The sequence below is a fragment of the Yersinia sp. 2542 StPb PI genome, from assembly GCF_048593855.1.
Lineage (GTDB): Bacteria > Pseudomonadota > Gammaproteobacteria > Enterobacterales > Enterobacteriaceae > Yersinia > Yersinia enterocolitica_E.
The window spans coordinates 1-17,798 of the sequence record NZ_JAZGQA010000089.1; the positions used below are offsets into that span (position 1 = coordinate 1).

Genomic DNA, 17,798 nt, shown 5'->3' on the forward strand with positions numbered 1-17,798 from the left:
TATATCTGTCATATTCTGGGCTGGCTACAGCCCAAGAAACATTGACTGACAATATAATTGAGCGCCCAGGTTCAGGCATGAGCGGCCCCCCTACCCGTAGTTTGCCTGTTTGTATTTATTCCAGCGATTATTTCCAGGGTAAAGAGCTCTGTATTCATGCCCCAGAAGACATTGATTTCACAATAATCAATCATCTTTCAATTCGAGCAGATGAAATAAATTCAATTAAAATTCCCAAAGGCAGTCAGGCGACGATTTACCAAAATGAAAATTTTTTCACCTTAACGGATAGTGTCATGAAAAATACATGGCAACACGTGATAGGAACAGATGAAATATCCAGAATCTTGGTGACAGATAAATCATTACTGAGTTGTGATATACATTGTGTTATCGCACAAAAAATGGTGATACCTCTTTCTGCTATATTTTCTCGCTATACCGTAGATGCAGAAAATAAAAGAAAGTCCATACTCCTTAGCTTTGAAGTGAATGATGGCTCATTTAATATGAGTCTTAATGATTTTATTGATATTACCGCTGACGATAATAGGGTTTCAATACTGCCACCTAACAAGCAACAGCTCGACTTTCCAATCCATCAGGGTGTGACACACATTTCCTTCTTATTCTCCTGGTATAATAATGAATTACTGTTGAATTATTTGGAAACACTCGAAGGCGAGTTACTCAATTTGTCTCCGACTATCTCAATCCTTTCTCAGGATGCTATTAACAGCAAGCCATTTTATTTATCTATCTTTAATGGTGATGAGCGGCAACCGTTAGTCATGCAAAAAGTTCTCATGGCAATACACAGCCAGCCCCAAAGAACCAAACGTGGGGCCAGCGGTATTGCAGGTTGCTTTTTATCCGGCCCTCTGGCGCTCTATAACATAATCACCCACGGGCGTTGTGATCAGGTTGAATCCGCCTGGGGACATATTAAGGCACTCTTCGCCGGAGAAGATCCATCAAACAGAATCGTGGTGGGCAGTGGCGAGCCTTTAAAACCTCATACTCCCTTGATATCCACTTCACAAGAGCCGGTTCCCCCCACATTAGTGTTAACCCAAATTCAAACCCATCTCCACGAACAGTCGCTCACGCTGCCGGCTGTTGCTCGCCATTGCCAGACGCCATTGGAGAATGTTATTGGTCTGCGTTATCCCCGCCAAATTCGGCATTTATGTTCTCCCTGGTTATCATCAGTATTAGCTGATTTTACGCTATTGTTCGGTGGTAATTTGCGTACCTGGTCAACGGAATACCTGATCCAAACCTTAAATAACATCTTAGACCGAGGGACCATTGATAACGACAATGAGGCTATTGATGCTTTTATCCATCAGCCTGTTGCCGGTAATCGCTTGATCCAAACTGTTAATGATGTCGCTGAAGAGCAAGGTCGATCGGCGGTGATAGATAGCATCACTCAATCTTTTGGCTATGCTGAACAAAACTATGCCAATTACGCGATAACCAATAGCCCTCAGGGTGCCACTGCCGATAGTAGCAACGAAAGCACCGATGACAGTTGCAGTAGCGAGAGTGACTCTGACAGTGATGATTCTATTGCGTCACCACGACAGGCTCAGCAATACCCGCTGGGAAGCTATGAGATGCCAATCTCTTCCTATATTTATCAAGATGTTTTGCCACGAATACTGCGTAATGGTGAGTGGGTGGTGCCGCCGGAAAGGTTCGATATTGAGGTGATTCAGGGCGAATCAGAGCAAATTCGCCGCCAAATCTATGAATTACTCGCCACGATTGCCGAATGGGAAAATACATACCATGAACAGCGCGTCTATTGTAATCATCATGGTATATTCCCGACGGCCATGGCGACAAATAGATATGCAGGTCAAGCCACCAGTCGGCTGATAAAGAGTTACGCGCAGCGTTCCAGTGATAATCAGAGCATTATCGTGGTTCGATTTAACCATCAGATTGTTAGCGTTAGCATTGCGCACAGTTATTTAATCAATCAAGAAACACATGAAAAACACGGCACAATAGCAACAACATTAACGCATCCGACTTATGTTTTAACCCCAGATGCTGAAGGGACAATCAGGGGCGCGGGATCAGCCGCACTGCACGCCACCATTCAACATTTGAAAGCCGAGGGTATTACTCTTATCGAAGCTGAGGTGATTTCAACCCCCTCGGCCATCGTAAAGAAACGCATTGGTTTTAATTTTAATCCCTACAAATTCGGCCCCGTTTCATCAATACCAACCCAGCCCCCCACCGCCCCGCCTCACGTGGAGTTATAAATCACGCCCCCTATTGCTACAGATAGGGGGAAGTTATTCAACCACCCGCTAAGTCGTGGCTTTTTCGTGCGTAATTTGTTGATAAACCGGTCAACTAACCACTTGGGATGACACTATGAGAGTTTTCTCAATGGTATTCCCTCCTTTTTTACCGGATAACGATGGCAGATAAAAACCAGCAACTGTACTTCACGTTGGTGAGTAATTTTTTAATCTGCTATTGGGCGACGTTATCTATCTTTTCGCCGAAATAGAGTGCCATTCAAGGGAAATTCAATGAAAAAACACATTCTGGCCACGGTGGCCGCCGTTTCTGTGGCGCTGACACTTTCCGCTTGTACTACCAATCCTTATACTGGCGAGTCTCAAGCCGGAAAATCCGGTTACGGTGCTGGTATTGGTGCGGCATTAGGGGCCGGCATTGGTATGTTGTCATCATCGAAACACGATCGGGGCAAAGGGGCATTAATTGGCGCAGCAGCAGGTGCTGCGTTGGGTGGTGGTGCCGGTTATTACATGGATGTGCAGGAAGCCAAACTGCGTGAAAAAATGAACGGTACCGGTGTTAGTGTTACCCGTCAGGGCGACAATATCGTATTGAATATGCCAAATAATGTCACATTTGATACGGATAGCAGCAACCTGAAACCGGCCGGGGCCAACACCTTAACCGGCGTGGCGATGGTATTGAAAGAATATGATAAAACCGCCGTCAATGTGACCGGTTATACCGACAGCACCGGTGCCAGGGCACATAACATGACGCTTTCACAACAACGCGCCGACAGCGTGGGTAGCGCACTCATCGTGCAGGGCGTGGCCGCTAATCGTATTCGCACCAGTGGTGCAGGCCCGGACAATCCGGTCGCAAGCAACAGCACCGCCGCCGGTAAAGCACAAAACCGCCGGGTTGAAATTACCTTAAGCCCGCTGTGATTCTTAATACTTTCTCTGCGGATAGTGCCTCAGGCTTTATCCGCATTTTCATTACAGCCGCAGCCAATCGGTCATCATAATGACTCGCGCCTGATACGATAAGTACAACGACGAGAGCCGGATAGAATATGCTCAACATGCTCAACCGCTACCCCTAACACCTGCTGAAATACCGCTAACTCCGCCCGACAAAAGCCCTGACAACTGGTCGCCGCGGCACAGATTGGGCAGTGATTTTCGATCAACAAGAGTGACCCATCAGCCTCCTGCTGCATTTGTGCCATATAACCTTCACGGCTGCGGATGGCCACCAGCCGCTCAACCCGCTCGGTCACACTATTTGCCCCCACCATCGCCTGACAATATTGAGTGCGGGTTTCCTGTTCGCGGCTATCAATCAGCAACTCAAGGGCGCTGTCACCCAATTGAGAACGGATTAAACCTAATAGTTGTACCGTCAGTTCGCTGTGCGTATCAGGGAACTGCGCGTTACCCACCTCGGTTAGCTGCCATAATTGAATCGGCCGACCCACACCGCGCGTTTGCGCCTCGGAGACCACCAACCCCTCCTTAGCCAATTTGACGAATTGCTGCCGGGCCGCTTCACCTGTCGTGCCTAAAATCATCCCGGCATCACTCGCTTGCATCGGACCACGAGTTTTAAGCAGCATCAGTAGGCGTTTCGCCACCGATTGTGGCTGACTGGTGGTATGGTCGATATTCATATCTTCCCCGGTATCATTGCTAGGTTTTTTATTTTTGATCAATCAATGCCAGCATAACATTTTCCAAGCGCATGCTTGACTTATTATTAGTAACTGCCCTAAGTTATTCCAAGAATTTACTTATTTAATTTTATCGTAACCACAAAATCAACTCAACAACCAGATTTCTGGCAGGATAGAAACGTGATAATAAATGATGCAAGCCGTTGGAGTGACTTGTTCTCCGGTAAAAATGCGGCCTTTGCCATAGCCCTGTCAGGTGGTGTGGTGTTACATGCCATCAATATCTACATCGCCACCACCATTTTACCGTCGGTGGTGCTGGATATTGACGGCCTGAGCTTGTACGCCTGGAATACCACGCTATTCGTTACCGCCTCGATCCTCGGCTCGGCCCTTTCTGCGCGCTTACTCAGTGGCTACGGGCCACGTAGCGCATACCTGTTTGCCTCGCTAATCTTTATGCTCGGCAGTGCGTTATGTGCCATGGCACCGAATATGCCACTGATGCTGCTGGGCCGCACTGTGCAAGGCTTAGGGGGTGGTTTCCTGTTTGCCCTTTCTTACGCCATGATTAATCTGGTATTTGCACAATCGTTATGGCCGCGGGCAATGGCGCTGATTTCAGGTATGTGGGGCGTTGCTACCCTGATTGGCCCTGCGATTGGCGGCATATTTGCTGAAATGAATGCCTGGCGTTTTGCATTTTGGACGCTACTCCCCATCACCCTGATTTATGCCATCTTTACCTGGCGAATCCTGCCAGCGGGCCGCTCCAGTACCACGACAGCGTCGGCATTGCCTGTCACGCAATTGGTGTTATTAACCGCGATTGTTTTGACTATTTCTGCCAGCAGTATCGCCAGCAGCGGTCTGATAAATATGGTGGGTATGGTGTTTGCCATCTTACTGTTGCTGTTGTTACTGCGCATCGAGTCACGCGCCACCTCTCGGCTACTGCCAAAAGAGGCATTGCGCCTTAACTCACCGCTGGCAGCACTCTATATCACCATCTCTCTGCTGGCGATCGGCATTACCTGTGAGATATTCGTCCCTTACTTCCTGCAAATCCTCCATGGTCAGTCACCGTTGATTTCAGGTTATATTGCAGCCACCATGGCGGCGGGCTGGACCCTTTCTGAAGTAATGAGCGCGGGTTGGAAAAAATCAGGCGTCCGCTGGGCGATTATCAGCGGTCCAATCATTGTGCTAGTGGGATTAGTGGCGCTGTCTATCTTGATGCCAGCCGGCTCACTTGGTGGCTGGCAACAGATGGTGCCGATCGCTATCGCATTAACACTGGTCGGTTTTGGCATCGGCTTTGGCTGGCCACATTTGTTGACCCGTATTCTGCAAGTGGCTGCTGAAGAAGATAAAGACATTGCCGGAGCCTCGATTACCACAGTTCAGATGTTTGCCACCGCACTCGGTGCGGCGATGGCTGGCATGGTAGCCAACCTCTCTGGCCTTAATTCCCCAGGGGGAGTCGCGGGGGCAGAAAATACCGCCCATTGGCTGTTTATTTTGTTTGCCATCGCACCCGCATTGGCGATTATTACCGCACTACGTTGCGCTGCCATCAGCTCGCATACCCTGACGGCTAAAAATACCGCCCGCAGCGAAGCACAATAATTCGACGTCACCGACCTGCTAACGCAGGTCGGTTTTCATGCGTTGTAACATGACGAAGGTGATTAGCGCTTGATCCCACAATAGTGATCACTGGTATGCTGGCTTTAAATTTCACCCACCCAAAGTAATTGAGGTTGCGGGCAGGCATCGAGTGATGCAAACCCCGATGAACTTACACAGTCAAGTGATTCGGATTAGTGAATGAAGCTAACACCCCTGCGACTTCAAGTATGAAGGGTAACGTCATTGGAGTTTGCGATGAAGCCTTCTATTGTGCTGTACAAAAGTATTCCCAGCGATCTGCATCAGCGTTTAGCCCAACATTTTACCGTAAACAGTTTTGATGGCTTAGCGCCTGATAATCAGCCAGAGCTATTGTCTGCATTGCAACAGGCACAGGGGCTTATCGGTTCCGGCGGTAAAATCGATCAGGACTTTCTACAATTAGCACCACGTTTGCGCGCTGCCTCAACCATTTCTGTCGGTTATGACAACTTTGATGTTGATGCCCTAAGCCAGCGTGGTGTGGCCTTGATGCACACACCAACGGTGCTGACAGAAACCGTCGCCGACACCATGATGGCCTTGGTGCTGTCTTGCGCGCGTCGAGTGGTTGAATTAGCTGAACGGGTGAAAGCCGGTGAATGGCAAGATAGCATTGGTGATGACTGGTATGGTGTTGATATCCATCACAAAACTATCGGCATTCTCGGTATGGGTCGCATCGGGATGGCACTGGCCCAGCGGGCACATTTCGGTTTCAGTATGCCGGTGTTGTATACCAGCCGCCGCCCACATGAAGAAGCCGAAAAACGCTTTAATGCCCGTCGCTGTTCTCTCGATACCTTATTGGCTGAAGTTGATTTTCTCTGTATTACGCTGCCGATGACCGAGCAGACCTACCATATGATTGGCCGTGACCAACTGGCTAAAATGAAATCCAGCGCAATTCTGATTAATGCGGGCCGTGGGCCGGTTGTCGATGAACCAGCGCTGATTGCCGCGCTACAAGATGGCACGATTCATGGCGCTGGGTTGGATGTGTTTGAACAAGAGCCGCTACCGATAGATTCGCCCTTACTCTCACTGCGCANTGTGGTTGCCGTGCCACATATTGGTTCCGCCACCACCGAGACCCGTTACAACATGGCTGCCTGTGCAGTGGATAACCTGATCGCCGCGCTAACCGGTACCGTGACGGAAAACTGCGTGAATCCGCAGGTTTTGCAGAAATAAAAAAATTATCCGTTAAGCTCATAGGCCTGTGATGCGCGGGCCTATGATAACCATCCTCTGAGATAACTATATTCTAAAATAACTACCATCTGACTTTTGGTGGTTCTCGATAGGTATGAAACACGCGAAGTATTTGAATCTCAGCGTTTTTAACCCGATAAGGTAGCAAGTAAGGGAGGTTATACAATACCAACTCTCGTGTTCCCATCACTCTTCCTGCTCGCCCCATCGAGGGTTGAGTGGCTAATAATGAGGTTAACTCATAGACTTCATTGGCAAAATTTTGAGCCGCGGTAGGGGTTTTCTCATATAACCACTGATACTCATGTTCTAAGTTTACAGCGGCTTTCCTTAGCCATATTACGTTCATTATTCATCCTTACCCTGAATCGCCACACCCATTCTTTTAAAACGTGTAGTCATCTCATTTTCAGAGATAAAATCTTGTTGTTCAGCCTCAATAATAGCTTGTTTTATCTCGTTAATTTGCCATGCCTCTCGCGCCAGGAAATCCTGGATTGCCTGCCCGGCCAGATAAGATTTGGTACGCCCAGTCGCTTCGGCCAATAACGACAGTTGGTGAGCGAGTTCATCAGGCATTCTTACAGATATAACACTCATTTTTCTCTCCACACCCCATAACTTACAATGTATACATTGTAGTTTAGGCTAAAAAACGGCCAATTAAAAGTGCCCCACTCCTCCGCACGTCTCCTCCCCATAAAATCCACTCAGGGATGAGGCTATTTCCTCACCAAACGGCACACTAAACCAGCCTCAATCCGCATAAACCTCTCGTGCCCAAAATAGGAAGATGTGCCATGAAACATCTCAAAATATCCTTGCTGCTACTACTCTCACCAGCAGCGATGGCTAACTGGTCACTCCAGCATTTCCCGGTATTCACCGAGCAGGACAGTGGTATTTTTGTCAGTAATAGCACTCTGACTAAAGGGAAATATCCGCTCAAGTTTTATCAGAATAAACAGTGCTGGCAACCCACCGGGCCGGTGAAGTTGAACCAGACGTTTTCGCTGCAACCCTGTCAGAATCAAGCCGATATTCAGTGGCGATTGTTCCGTGATGGCCAGTATCAGGCGCGCATTGATATCCGCAGCGGTACGCCGACACTCACTTTAAGCCTCACAGAATCTGTGGTGGAAGTGGCAAAAGTCGTGACTCACAGTTGCCAGCGCTGGAATGGCTTGCCTGTCACTGTAGATGTGAGCAAAACCTTTGCTGAAGGCGAAACGATACGGGATTTCTATTCCGGCCAAACGGCAACAGTCTCGCTGGGGAAAATCACGCTACAACCGGCCCCAGAGAGTGGTGGTTTATTGCTATTGGAATCAGCCCAAACCCAGCAAGCCGCGCCATTTAGCTGGCAAAATGCGACTGTTTATTTTGTCCTGACGGATCGTTTTAAAAATGGCAATCCCGCCAATGACCACAGCTACGGCCGTCACAGCGATGGTATGCAGGAAATTGGTACATTCCACGGCGGCGACCTGGCAGGCTTAACCGAGAAACTTGATTATCTGCAACAGCTTGGCGTTAATGCCCTGTGGATAAGTTCGCCACTGGAGCAAATTCACGGTTGGGTCGGTGGCGGTACTAAAGGCGACTTCCCGCATTATGCCTATCATGGCTATTACGGGCTGGATTGGACCCGTCTGGATGCCAATATGGGGACCGAACAGGATTTACATAAGCTGGTTGAACAGGCCCATAAACGTGGCATTCGTGTTCTATTTGATGTGGTGATGAATCATGTGGGATACGCCACTTTAGCGGATATGCAAAGTTACCAGTTCGGTGCACTCTATTTACCAGGCGACCAACTGGAAAAAACACTGGGTAAAAAATGGACCGACTGGACGCCCGGCAAAGGGCAAACCTGGCATAGTTTTAATGATTACATCAACTTCGGTGATAAAGCCAGTTGGGACAACTGGTGGGGCAAGCAGTGGATCCGTACCGATATTGGCGATTACGACTCACCGGGTTATGACGACCTAACCATGTCATTAGCTTTCTTGCCGGACATCAAAACAGAATCGACTCACCCCAGCGGCTTACCGGTGTTTTATCGGCATAAACCTGATACCGCAGCGCGGGAAATTGCTGGAGCCACACCGCGTGATTACCTAACTCATTGGTTAAGCCAATGGGTGCGCGATTACGGTATCGACGGTTTTCGGGTTGATACTGCCAAGCATGTGGAGAAGCCGGCATGGCAACAGCTTAAACAACAAACCACTGCCGCATTGGCTGAATGGAAAGCGGCCCATCCCTCTCAAGCACTGGATAACTTACCGTTCTGGATGGCCGGAGAAGCATGGGGCCATGGTGTGATGAAGAGCGATTACTACCAAAACGGCTTCGATGCCATGATTAACTTTGATTTTCAGGATCAAGCAAAACAAGCGCTAGCGTGCTTCTCTTCTATTGACAGCACCTATCAGCAAATGGCTGAAAAACTGCAAGCTTTTAATGTATTGAGTTACCTGTCATCACACGATACCCGATTATTCTTCAAAGATGATGCCCGGCAGTCATTGCTGAAACAACAACAGGCTGGCTCACTGCTGCTGCTGGCCCCAGGTGCAGTGCAAATCTTCTATGGCGATGAAAGTGGGCGGCAATTCGGCCCAACTGGTTCAGATCCGTTGCAGGGCACCCGATCAGATATGAACTGGAATGAACTCACCGGTGCCAAAGGTGCGCTGCTGGCACACTGGCAAAAAGTCAGTCAGTTCCGCGCTCGCCATCCGGCGATTGGTGCCGGAGTACAACAATCTCAACAAACTGATGATTATTATGCTTTTAGTCGCCAGTATCAGGGGGATAATGTGCTGGTGGTTTGGGTCGGAGACAAGAAAGAGTAAATAAGAATATTATCCCGAAAAAACACTCCCTGCCGACACTTTCCATTGGTAGGAAGAAATCTTTCCGCATTGCACCCACTTTTATCTACGCGTATGGTACTTGTTCACTTACGGATAACAATAAATTTTCATTTATGAAGTTTTCACTTTTCGGCGATAAATTTACCCGCTACGCGGGTATTACCAGACTGATGGATGACCTCAACGACGGCCTTAGAACCCCAGGTTCTATCATGCTTGGCGGGGGTAATCCGGCACATATTCCAGAGATGGATGCCTACTTCCAACAACTGTGTCAGGAGATGCTGGAGCGCGGGCAATTGACTGAGGCGCTGTGTAATTACGACGGGCCACAAGGCAAAGACTTGCTGCTGAAAGCGCTGGCAAAAATGCTGCGCGACGAGTTGGGCTGGCAAATTGAGCCACAGAATATTGCACTGACAAATGGCAGTCAGAGCGCATTTTTCTACTTATTTAATTTATTCGCTGGTCGCTATGCTGATGGCAGCCGCCGTCGGGTGCTGTTCCCGCTGGCACCGGAGTATCTAGGCTATGCCGATGCAGGTTTGGATGAAGACCTGTTCGTTTCTGCCAAGCCGAATATTGAGCTGCTGCCAGAAGGCCAATTCAAATATCACGTCGATTTTGATCACCTCAATATTACCGATGATATTGGCCTGATATGTGTATCGCGGCCGACCAATCCTACCGGTAATGTGATTACCGATGAAGAGCTGATTCGCCTTGATGCAATAGCTCAGCAACGTGATATTCCGTTATTGATTGATAACGCCTATGGTGTGCCCTTCCCCGGTATCATCTTTACTGATGCGACCCCACTGTGGAATCCGAATATCATCCTGTGCATGAGCCTGTCGAAGCTGGGTTTACCCGGTTCTCGTTGCGGCATTGTCATTGCCGATGAGAAAGTGATTTCGGCCATCACCAACATGAATGGCATTATCAGCTTATCGCCCGGCAGTATGGGGCCTGCGATCGCCGCCGAAATGATTGAGCGTGGTGATTTGTTGCGCTTATCCAATGAGGTGATCCGGCCGTTTTACTTTGAGCGGGTGCAGCAAACTATCGCTATCCTGCGCAAATACCTGCCGCCTGAACGCTGCCTGATCCACAAACCCGAAGGTGCCATTTTCCTCTGGTTATGGTTTAAAGAGTTGCCGATCAGCACCGAACTACTTTATCAGCGCCTGAAAAAACGTGGCGTGCTGATGGTACCGGGCCACTATTTCTTCCCGGGTCTGGAACATGACTGGCCGCACACCCATCAATGCATGCGGATGAACTATGTGCCCGCGCCTGAGCAGATCGAAAAGGGGGTCGCAATTCTGGCCGAAGAGATTGAGCTGGCATTTCAAGAAGCGAAGTGATTATTAAGCAGCAAATTGCGTAACTTCCTATTCCTTTGGAAAATATCACCTTAGTCTTTATACGGTGAGGATAGGCAGAAGAGTAAAGCGTCCGCGCCAGGGATGGCGCGGCTCGAGCCTCCAGGGATGGATTGACGGCGTCTTTACGATCTGCCTGTTCTCACTGTATTAACACCCTATACGCAGGATAATCGGCTATCCATTACAATGTCCAGAACAGCACGGCGAGTATCTGCGGCGACATTATTCGTAAGAACATCGCCAGTGGGTAAACCGTGGCATAAGAGAGCGCCGCCGCACCGCTGGTGGGGTGCAGGCCATTAGCAAATGCCAACGCCGGAGGATCGGTCATTGACCCGGCTAACATGCCACACAGCGTCAGATAGTTCATCTTAACTAACATGCGTGCCAGAATTCCCACTGTCAGCAACGGGATGCCGGTAATCATCGCGCCATAACCAATCCATGCCAGCCCATCACCATTAACCAGCGTATTGATAAAATCACCGCCGGACTTCAGCCCGACCACTGACAGGAACAGCACAATACCCAACTCACGCAAAGCCAGGTTGGCACTCGGTGGCATAAACCAATACAACTTACCGATGCTACCGATACGCCCGAGAATCAACGCCACCACCAGTGGCCCACCCGCCAGCCCGAGCCGTAATGCCGCCGGGAACCCTGGAATGAATAGTGGTATCGACCCCAGCAATACCCCCAGACCAACACCGATAAATACCGGTAACATCTGCACTTGTTGCAGCTTCTGCTGCGCGTTACCCACGACCGCGGATACCGCCTCAATTGCTTCCGGGCGGCCTACCAAATTAAGAATGTCACCGAATTGCAGACTGGCACTGTTACTGGCCACCAGTTCGATACCCGCACGATTAAGGCGAGTGATGGCCACGTCATACTTCTGCTTCAGATTCAGGTCACGGATTTTCTTACCCAATACCGCTTCATTGGTTACTACCACCCGAGCGGTTTGCAACGCCGTCCCCGCAGTGGAAAGCGTAACGTCCACCTCTTCCCCCACGACCAGCCGCACTTTTTCCAGAGCTTCACGCTGGCCAACCAAATGCAAATAGTCCCCCAGTTCAATCACCGTGGCGGGCAACGGTACCATCAGCAAATCACCACGTTTCAGCCGGGAACAGACCACCTCATCACTATTGAGCAACGGCACATCCTGTACTGACAAACCATGCAGATTGGGGTTGCGCACCGCAACGTTCATGGTTTGTAGCAACTCACGATTCTGCCCGTGGCTACTATCAAACTCTTTGGCCTCACGATCGACGTTGATTTTAAAGAATAAACGAATCAGCCACATCACCAGCAAAATGCCACAAATCCCAAATGGGTATGCCATGGCATAACCCATCCCCATTTGGCTAACCAATTGAGGTGGTGACCCCAAATCAGTAAGGATCTGCTGTGCCGCCCCGAGTGCCGGTGTATTGGTCACCGCCCCCGAAAACACACCCAAAATAATCGGCAGCGGCACGGCAAACAGTTTGTGAATAATGGCAGTCACCAACCCACCGACAATCACCATCAGAATGGCAAAGCAGTTAAGTCGTAACCCCGATACTCGCAGTGAAGAGAAGAACCCCGGTCCGACTTGAATACCGATAGTGTATACAAACAGAATCAGGCCAAACTCCTGAATGAAGTGCAGCATGTCCCCATTAAGAACAACGTCATAGGTTTGTGCAAAATGGCCCACAATAATGCCGCCAAACAGCACCCCGCCAATACCTAATCCAACACCATAGACCTTCCAATTACCGATCCATAACCCCAATACAGCGACCAGCGCCAACATACTGACGGTAAGGGCGATAGCACTCATAAATCACTTCCTTGCCTAAGTTTAAAAACCGGTCGGCCATGTGAAATATCACCAATGTCAGACATAGCCTTAAATTCTTATAATTAGTAGGGATTCTGTCAGAAGGGAGAACGGTTGAATGTGTGATACACCACAAAATGCACCGGAGAGCGGGGAAACTCTCCGGTAAGAAAACGCCGCTAACAAAGCTGCGGCGTTAAGTAAGAAGGGTATCCCGGCACCTCAAGCAAAGGTGCCGGTCATCATAATTATTGCTGTTCAGTTTGCTCGGTTGCCGCCGGGCTATCTAATACTTGACGCTCCGCAGGTGCAGCATTACCAATAGTAATACGCTGAGGTTGCAGTGCTTCCGGCACTTGGCGCAACAGATCAATATGCAGCAGGCCATTTTCAAACTGAGCATTATCTACATTTAGATGCTCAGCCAGAGTAAAGGTCAATGAGAACTCTTTACGTATCAAGCCTTGATGCAGGTATTCAACCTGTTTTTCTACCGGCGCGGGCTTACCGCGTACTGTCAGGCGTGGGCCTTCTACTTCGATATCCAGTTCGCTCTGCTTAAATCCGGCTAATGCCAGTGAGATGCGATAGTGGTTATCATCAGTTTTCTCAATGTTATATGGCGGGAACCCTTGGGCATCCTGACTGCCTTGCATTGAGCTGGCCAGTTTATCAAAACCAATCCACTGACGAAGTAAAGGTGACAAATCATAATTACGCATAAATATAACTCCTTCTAAGAAGCGAGATAATAGAAAGCCGGTCAGTCCCCGATTACGGCAGACTTAGCTCAGTTATTAATAATGTGACTTAGCCATATTATTGAAAAAACATATTAAGCTGATTGCTTAATTTCAATACGGCGTGGTTTTAAACTTTCTGGTACCAATCGCTCAAGATCGATATACAGTAAGCCATTCACTAAGTTGGCACCTTTAATTTTAATATGCTCAGCCAACTGGAATTTCCGCTCGAAGTTACGCTCAGCGATACCTTGATATAAATAGGTGCGAGCTTCAGGCTCACCAGCATGAGACCCTCTAATAATCAATATGTTATCTTGAGTAACAATTTCCAACTCCTGCTCTGCAAAGCCTGCCACAGCAATAGCAATGCGGTAGTTGTTTTCATCTACCAACTCGACGTTATAGGGAGGGTAACCGCCATTACTTTGGTTCTGGCCGGATTCTAATAGATTAAATAACCGGTCGAAACCGATAGCTGAACGATACAATGGAGCAAGCTCGGAATTACGCATAAAAACTGCCTCCTAAATATATTAGCAAGGGTGTTATCCTATTTTTAATTAAGCCTTCCACTATGGACAGGCTAATGGTCTGAATACCCTATCGGCGTATTCTCTCTGACCTGATAATAAGATGGTATCGGTCTTGTTTTTTTCAAGAGTAAAATCAAAAAAAATTTACGCGAAAAATCTCAATAGGATGTTTATTAAACTAATATTCGATAAATCAGCTGTTATAACTTACACTTAAGTTAAATCAGTCCACAAGATTGAATCTTTGACCATCGGAAGTGTCTGTAAATGGGTGTAACAATTTACGACAAAACCTGACATAGTGTCGTGTCAGTTAATCACGGTATCATGAGAGCTGAGTACAACAATGAGAAATACAGTTATCCCTTTTGTTACCGGTTGTTCTCTGCTGTTCGTTAGTGGCTGCTCAAGCATTATGACCCACACCAGCAGCAGTCAGGGCTACTACTCCGGCACTGAAGCCAATGTGGCGATGCTTAAAGATGACAATACCGGCTGGGCGCTACGGCCCCTGTTGGCAGTAGATCTGCCCTTCTCTGCGGTGATGGATACCCTGCTCCTACCCTACGATTATCTGCGCTCAGACAATGAAGACAAAATGGCCAGCTCCCCGCGCGAGCGTGTCCGCCAATCGGAAACACAAAATCAGCAACCGACACAAACTGTCAGTGCACCGATACAGTAATCACAGCTCGTGCCCTCTCCAGCCCCTGACCGTATTAGCTAAGGGGCCTAGCTTACATTCACAGTAAAGATTTGCACCCACCCATCTATTTCCCGCATAAATGCCACCTTATTACCGTCTGGTGCAAAAACCACCGCATCCGCCAGTGGCGCAACCGCACTGCGAGCCGTCAAACGGCGCAGTTGACCGGTGGTGCTATCACAGAGCATCACACTGTTATCACAGACAAAAGCCAAACTACCGCCCTGTGGATGCCAGCTAAATGCTGATTGAATCCCTCCCTCGCTGAATGTCAGTTGCCGTAGTGAGTCACCATTGGGAGAAACCAGCCATAATTGTACGATACCGCTATCATCTTTCATCAAACAGGCAATGGCACTGCCATCCGGCGATGAACGCAACCAATGACGCGGGCTGGTAGCAAGACCAGGGAAAGGCCGCTCGCTGGTGTAAGTTAGCCGCCGCTGAATCACCCCGGCAGGTGGCGCAGGCAGGGTAGTTTGCGTCCCCTCAAGTGGCTCCGCTCCAGCGCGGGCATACTCTCGGTCATGTTCGGGCAAATCCGCAATAAAGATTTCTGGGATTTTTTCACCCTGCGCTGAGAGGGTGTCGCCGATAAAGGCCAATGCCCAACGCTGACGGGTACCGTCCGTTTTAAGATATCCCCGCGCGCCAATCCACCCCTCCTCGTATGCCCGATTTATCTGGTCGCTGCCCGCTTGTGGTATGGGCGTGGTGCGACTGACCAAAACACAGAAATGGCTGCCATCGTATTCGCGAGGATGCTGTTTAGGTGGATTCACGCCATGCAGCGGCAGTGCAATACCCACATTGCGACAATCCAATAACGGGTCTACTTCATGTAGTACATGGTCGTTATAGGTGAAGCTAAGACGGCTGCCGTCAGGGCTGAAAACGTGGACATGGCTACCACCACGCAATGCTCCTGGGGTATAGGGCGGGGTGATATCCATCGCATCCAGTGTTACCGCCAGCTCTCTATCCGGTTCGGACACAATCACACCGCGCCGATGATGAAAATCATAGTGCCAGTAGCTATCCGGGTGCTCTGGCCCGTGGATAAACACATAACGCGCGGGTGAATCTGGGCTGACCGTCACCACACCAACATGCGCCCCCTGCTGAGCGCGATAAATCACCTCAATATCACCAGTAATACAATTAACCCGCTCAATCGTTAAGCCACTAAAAGTGCTACCATTGGGCCGCACATCATAGGCCAGCCATTGGCTATCAGGGGTCCAGACATTGATATTAGTGAGTTGATGACCGCGAGGATCAAAGGTGAGTTGCTGTTCTTGTGAAGAGGCATCTTGCTGACAGGTCATCTTGGCTCCGGTGATACGGAAGGCTAAATCATTTATACGGATTATATCACCACCCGGTGCTCTGTCTCTGGTCAAATGCTCTGCATATCACCACTATCAGCGACATGCAGAGTCAGGGTTTATCCCACCCGTTCTACATCTCCGACCAGGAAGATATAAGAGAGTGCGCCCATAAATGCCACTGCTGCGATATAAATCAGGGAAGGAGCAAAACCATAATCCTGTGCCAGATAACCGACCACCAGTGGAACCGTGATCCCCCCCAGCCCACCGACAAAGTTAAAGACGCCACCCGTCAGGCCAATCAACCGCACTGGTGCCAATGATGAAACCAGTGACCAGGTAATAGAAGCGAAGCCGTTACCGAAGAAAGCCAGCCCCATTAACACCATAATCCAGAACGGATCGTTGGTATAGTTAGCCCCCATAATGCAGGTAGAAAGCAATAAACCGCAGATAATTGGTGTTTTACGGGCAAAGCCAATGGACTTGCCTTTGCGCACCATGCGATCGGCCACTAGCCCAGAGAGCAATACACCAAAGAAAGCCGCCAAAAACGGTACGGTGGCCATAAAGCCGGCTGTCAACGCACTGATATGTTTCTCTTGGGTCAGATAGTTAGGGAACCAGGTCAGGAAGAACCACAGCGTCGAGGTTATGGCAAACTGCCCAATATAGACGCCAACCAGTTTGCGGTTAAATACCAGTTTCCACTCAGCAGCGGTGATGGGGGTTCGGGCTTTTTTCTCGCTCGCAGCATCACCATCAACAATACCGCCACCCGATTGAATGTAATCCAGTTCGGCCTGATTAATACCTTTGGATTTACGTGGTGGCTGATAAACAAAGTGCCATATCAATGCCCATATAACGCCGATCCCCCCAGTGATAATAAATACCCAGTGCCAACTGAGGACTTCCTGTACCCAAATAAGTAATGGAGTCAGAAATGCCAGGCCGACAAACTGACCTGAGGTATAAAAACCAACTGCCGAGGCTCGCTCCTGCTCTGGGAACCAACTGGTGACAATGCGGTTATTGGTTGGGAAAGCAGGCGCTTCAAATAAACCGGTAATCGCACGTAAACCAATTAGGGTGCCCAGCCCGTTCGCAAACCCCTGTAATAAGGTCGCGACTGACCACCCCAAAATAGCAATGAAATACGTCATTTTGGAGCCAACGCGATCGAGGAACCAGCCTCCGGGGATCTGACATAAGGTATAGGTCCAGGCAAAAGCGGAGAAGATATAACCCATCTGGGTTTTGGTGATACCAAATTCTTCCTGAATATGGGCTGAAGCAACAGCAAGGTTGGCTCTATCAACATAACAAATGACAACCGTGACAAATATCATAAATAGTGTCAGATAGCGCCTTTTGCTTGGGGCAGTAGCTAAGGTCATTTCCATGGTAATGATCCCAATTATAATCGGATTAATATACGCCGAAGCTCCCTGCCCGAATTGCTGATAACACTGTCGCATTACCGTATTTTGGGCGCAAGGGAACTCCTGCGTGTAGGGTCGCAATAAATTGT

General features: G+C 49.0%; 15 protein-coding genes. 7 read left to right on the forward strand and 8 right to left on the reverse strand.

Translation table 11 applies throughout. The annotated features are described in order from the left end of the window. Nucleotides 1-296: 296 nt before the first annotated feature. Together V1952_RS12420 and V1952_RS12425 are read left to right on the forward strand one after the other, a co-directional pair. A complete protein-coding gene (locus tag V1952_RS12420; protein ID WP_420074832.1) occupies nucleotides 297-2,282 on the forward strand; it encodes a hypothetical protein in 1,986 nt (661 codons plus the stop codon). A gap of 276 nt (nucleotides 2,283-2,558) precedes the next feature. Then, entirely contained in the window at nucleotides 2,559-3,218 is a 660-nt protein-coding gene (locus V1952_RS12425) for an OmpA family lipoprotein (RefSeq protein WP_420071708.1), read from the forward strand. Between the two features lie 74 nt (nucleotides 3,219-3,292). On the opposite strand, the gene V1952_RS12430 is transcribed toward V1952_RS12425, so the two are convergent. Next, the gene (locus V1952_RS12430; RefSeq protein ID WP_420074833.1) at nucleotides 3,293-3,943 is read right to left on the reverse strand and encodes a helix-turn-helix transcriptional regulator; all 651 of its coding nucleotides are present in this window, start codon (nucleotides 3,941-3,943) and stop codon (nucleotides 3,293-3,295) included. A 189-nt stretch (nucleotides 3,944-4,132) separates the two neighbouring features. On the opposite strand from V1952_RS12430, the gene V1952_RS12435 reads away from it, so the two are divergent. Together V1952_RS12435 and ghrB are read left to right on the forward strand one after the other, a co-directional pair. Next, the gene (locus V1952_RS12435) at nucleotides 4,133-5,575 is read left to right on the forward strand and encodes an MFS transporter (RefSeq protein WP_372560681.1); all 1,443 of its coding nucleotides are present in this window, start codon (nucleotides 4,133-4,135) and stop codon (nucleotides 5,573-5,575) included. A 258-nt stretch (nucleotides 5,576-5,833) separates the two neighbouring features. After that, a complete protein-coding gene (gene ghrB / locus V1952_RS12440; protein ID WP_420074834.1) occupies nucleotides 5,834-6,811 on the forward strand; it encodes a glyoxylate/hydroxypyruvate reductase GhrB in 978 nt (325 codons plus the stop codon). 82 nt (nucleotides 6,812-6,893) lie between these two features. On the opposite strand, the gene V1952_RS12445 is transcribed toward ghrB, so the two are convergent. Next, nucleotides 6,894-7,181 carry a type II toxin-antitoxin system RelE/ParE family toxin gene (locus V1952_RS12445; protein ID WP_420074835.1) on the reverse strand — a complete coding sequence of 96 codons (288 nt, stop codon included), beginning with the start codon at nucleotides 7,179-7,181 and terminating at the stop codon, nucleotides 6,894-6,896. Then, nucleotides 7,181-7,432, reverse strand: a complete 252-nt coding sequence (locus tag V1952_RS12450) for a CopG family ribbon-helix-helix protein (RefSeq protein ID WP_372560210.1) — start codon at nucleotides 7,430-7,432, stop codon at nucleotides 7,181-7,183. The genes V1952_RS12445 and V1952_RS12450 overlap by 1 nt, the downstream gene beginning before the upstream one ends. A gap of 200 nt (nucleotides 7,433-7,632) precedes the next feature. Here V1952_RS12450 and V1952_RS12455 point away from each other — a divergent pair, with 200 nt between their 5' ends. Together V1952_RS12455 and V1952_RS12460 are read left to right on the forward strand one after the other, a co-directional pair. Further along, nucleotides 7,633-9,699: an alpha-amylase gene (locus V1952_RS12455; RefSeq protein ID WP_420074836.1), complete on the forward strand. Its 2,067-nt coding sequence runs from the start codon at nucleotides 7,633-7,635 to the stop codon at nucleotides 9,697-9,699. Between the two features lie 134 nt (nucleotides 9,700-9,833). Then, complete coding sequence (locus V1952_RS12460) at nucleotides 9,834-11,087, forward strand: valine--pyruvate transaminase (RefSeq protein WP_372560208.1); 1,254 nt, start codon at nucleotides 9,834-9,836, stop codon at nucleotides 11,085-11,087. 202 nt (nucleotides 11,088-11,289) lie between these two features. On the opposite strand, the gene V1952_RS12465 is transcribed toward V1952_RS12460, so the two are convergent. The 3 genes from V1952_RS12465 to ibpA all read right to left on the reverse strand — a co-directional run bounded on the left by V1952_RS12465 (nucleotide 11,290) and on the right by ibpA (nucleotide 14,206). Continuing rightward, a complete protein-coding gene (locus tag V1952_RS12465; RefSeq protein ID WP_372560207.1) occupies nucleotides 11,290-12,948 on the reverse strand; it encodes a putative transporter in 1,659 nt (552 codons plus the stop codon). A 248-nt stretch (nucleotides 12,949-13,196) separates the two neighbouring features. Continuing rightward, complete coding sequence (ibpB, locus tag V1952_RS12470; RefSeq protein WP_083161508.1) at nucleotides 13,197-13,670, reverse strand: small heat shock chaperone IbpB; 474 nt, start codon at nucleotides 13,668-13,670, stop codon at nucleotides 13,197-13,199. Between the two features lie 113 nt (nucleotides 13,671-13,783). Continuing rightward, nucleotides 13,784-14,206, reverse strand: a complete 423-nt coding sequence (ibpA, locus tag V1952_RS12475) for a small heat shock chaperone IbpA (protein WP_420074837.1) — start codon at nucleotides 14,204-14,206, stop codon at nucleotides 13,784-13,786. Nucleotides 14,207-14,573: 367 nt separating this feature from the next. Between ibpA and V1952_RS12480 the strand changes: the two genes are divergently transcribed. After that, on the forward strand, nucleotides 14,574-14,912 hold the full coding sequence (locus V1952_RS12480; RefSeq protein WP_420074838.1) for a YceK/YidQ family lipoprotein: 339 nt from the start codon (nucleotides 14,574-14,576) through the stop codon (nucleotides 14,910-14,912). A 47-nt stretch (nucleotides 14,913-14,959) separates the two neighbouring features. On the opposite strand, the gene V1952_RS12485 is transcribed toward V1952_RS12480, so the two are convergent. Both V1952_RS12485 and V1952_RS12490 read right to left on the reverse strand, forming a co-directional pair. After that, nucleotides 14,960-16,261: a DUF3748 domain-containing protein gene (locus V1952_RS12485; RefSeq protein WP_420074839.1), complete on the reverse strand. Its 1,302-nt coding sequence runs from the start codon at nucleotides 16,259-16,261 to the stop codon at nucleotides 14,960-14,962. A gap of 119 nt (nucleotides 16,262-16,380) precedes the next feature. Next, complete coding sequence (locus V1952_RS12490) at nucleotides 16,381-17,670, reverse strand: MFS transporter (protein WP_420074840.1); 1,290 nt, start codon at nucleotides 17,668-17,670, stop codon at nucleotides 16,381-16,383. Nucleotides 17,671-17,798 lie beyond the last annotated feature (128 nt).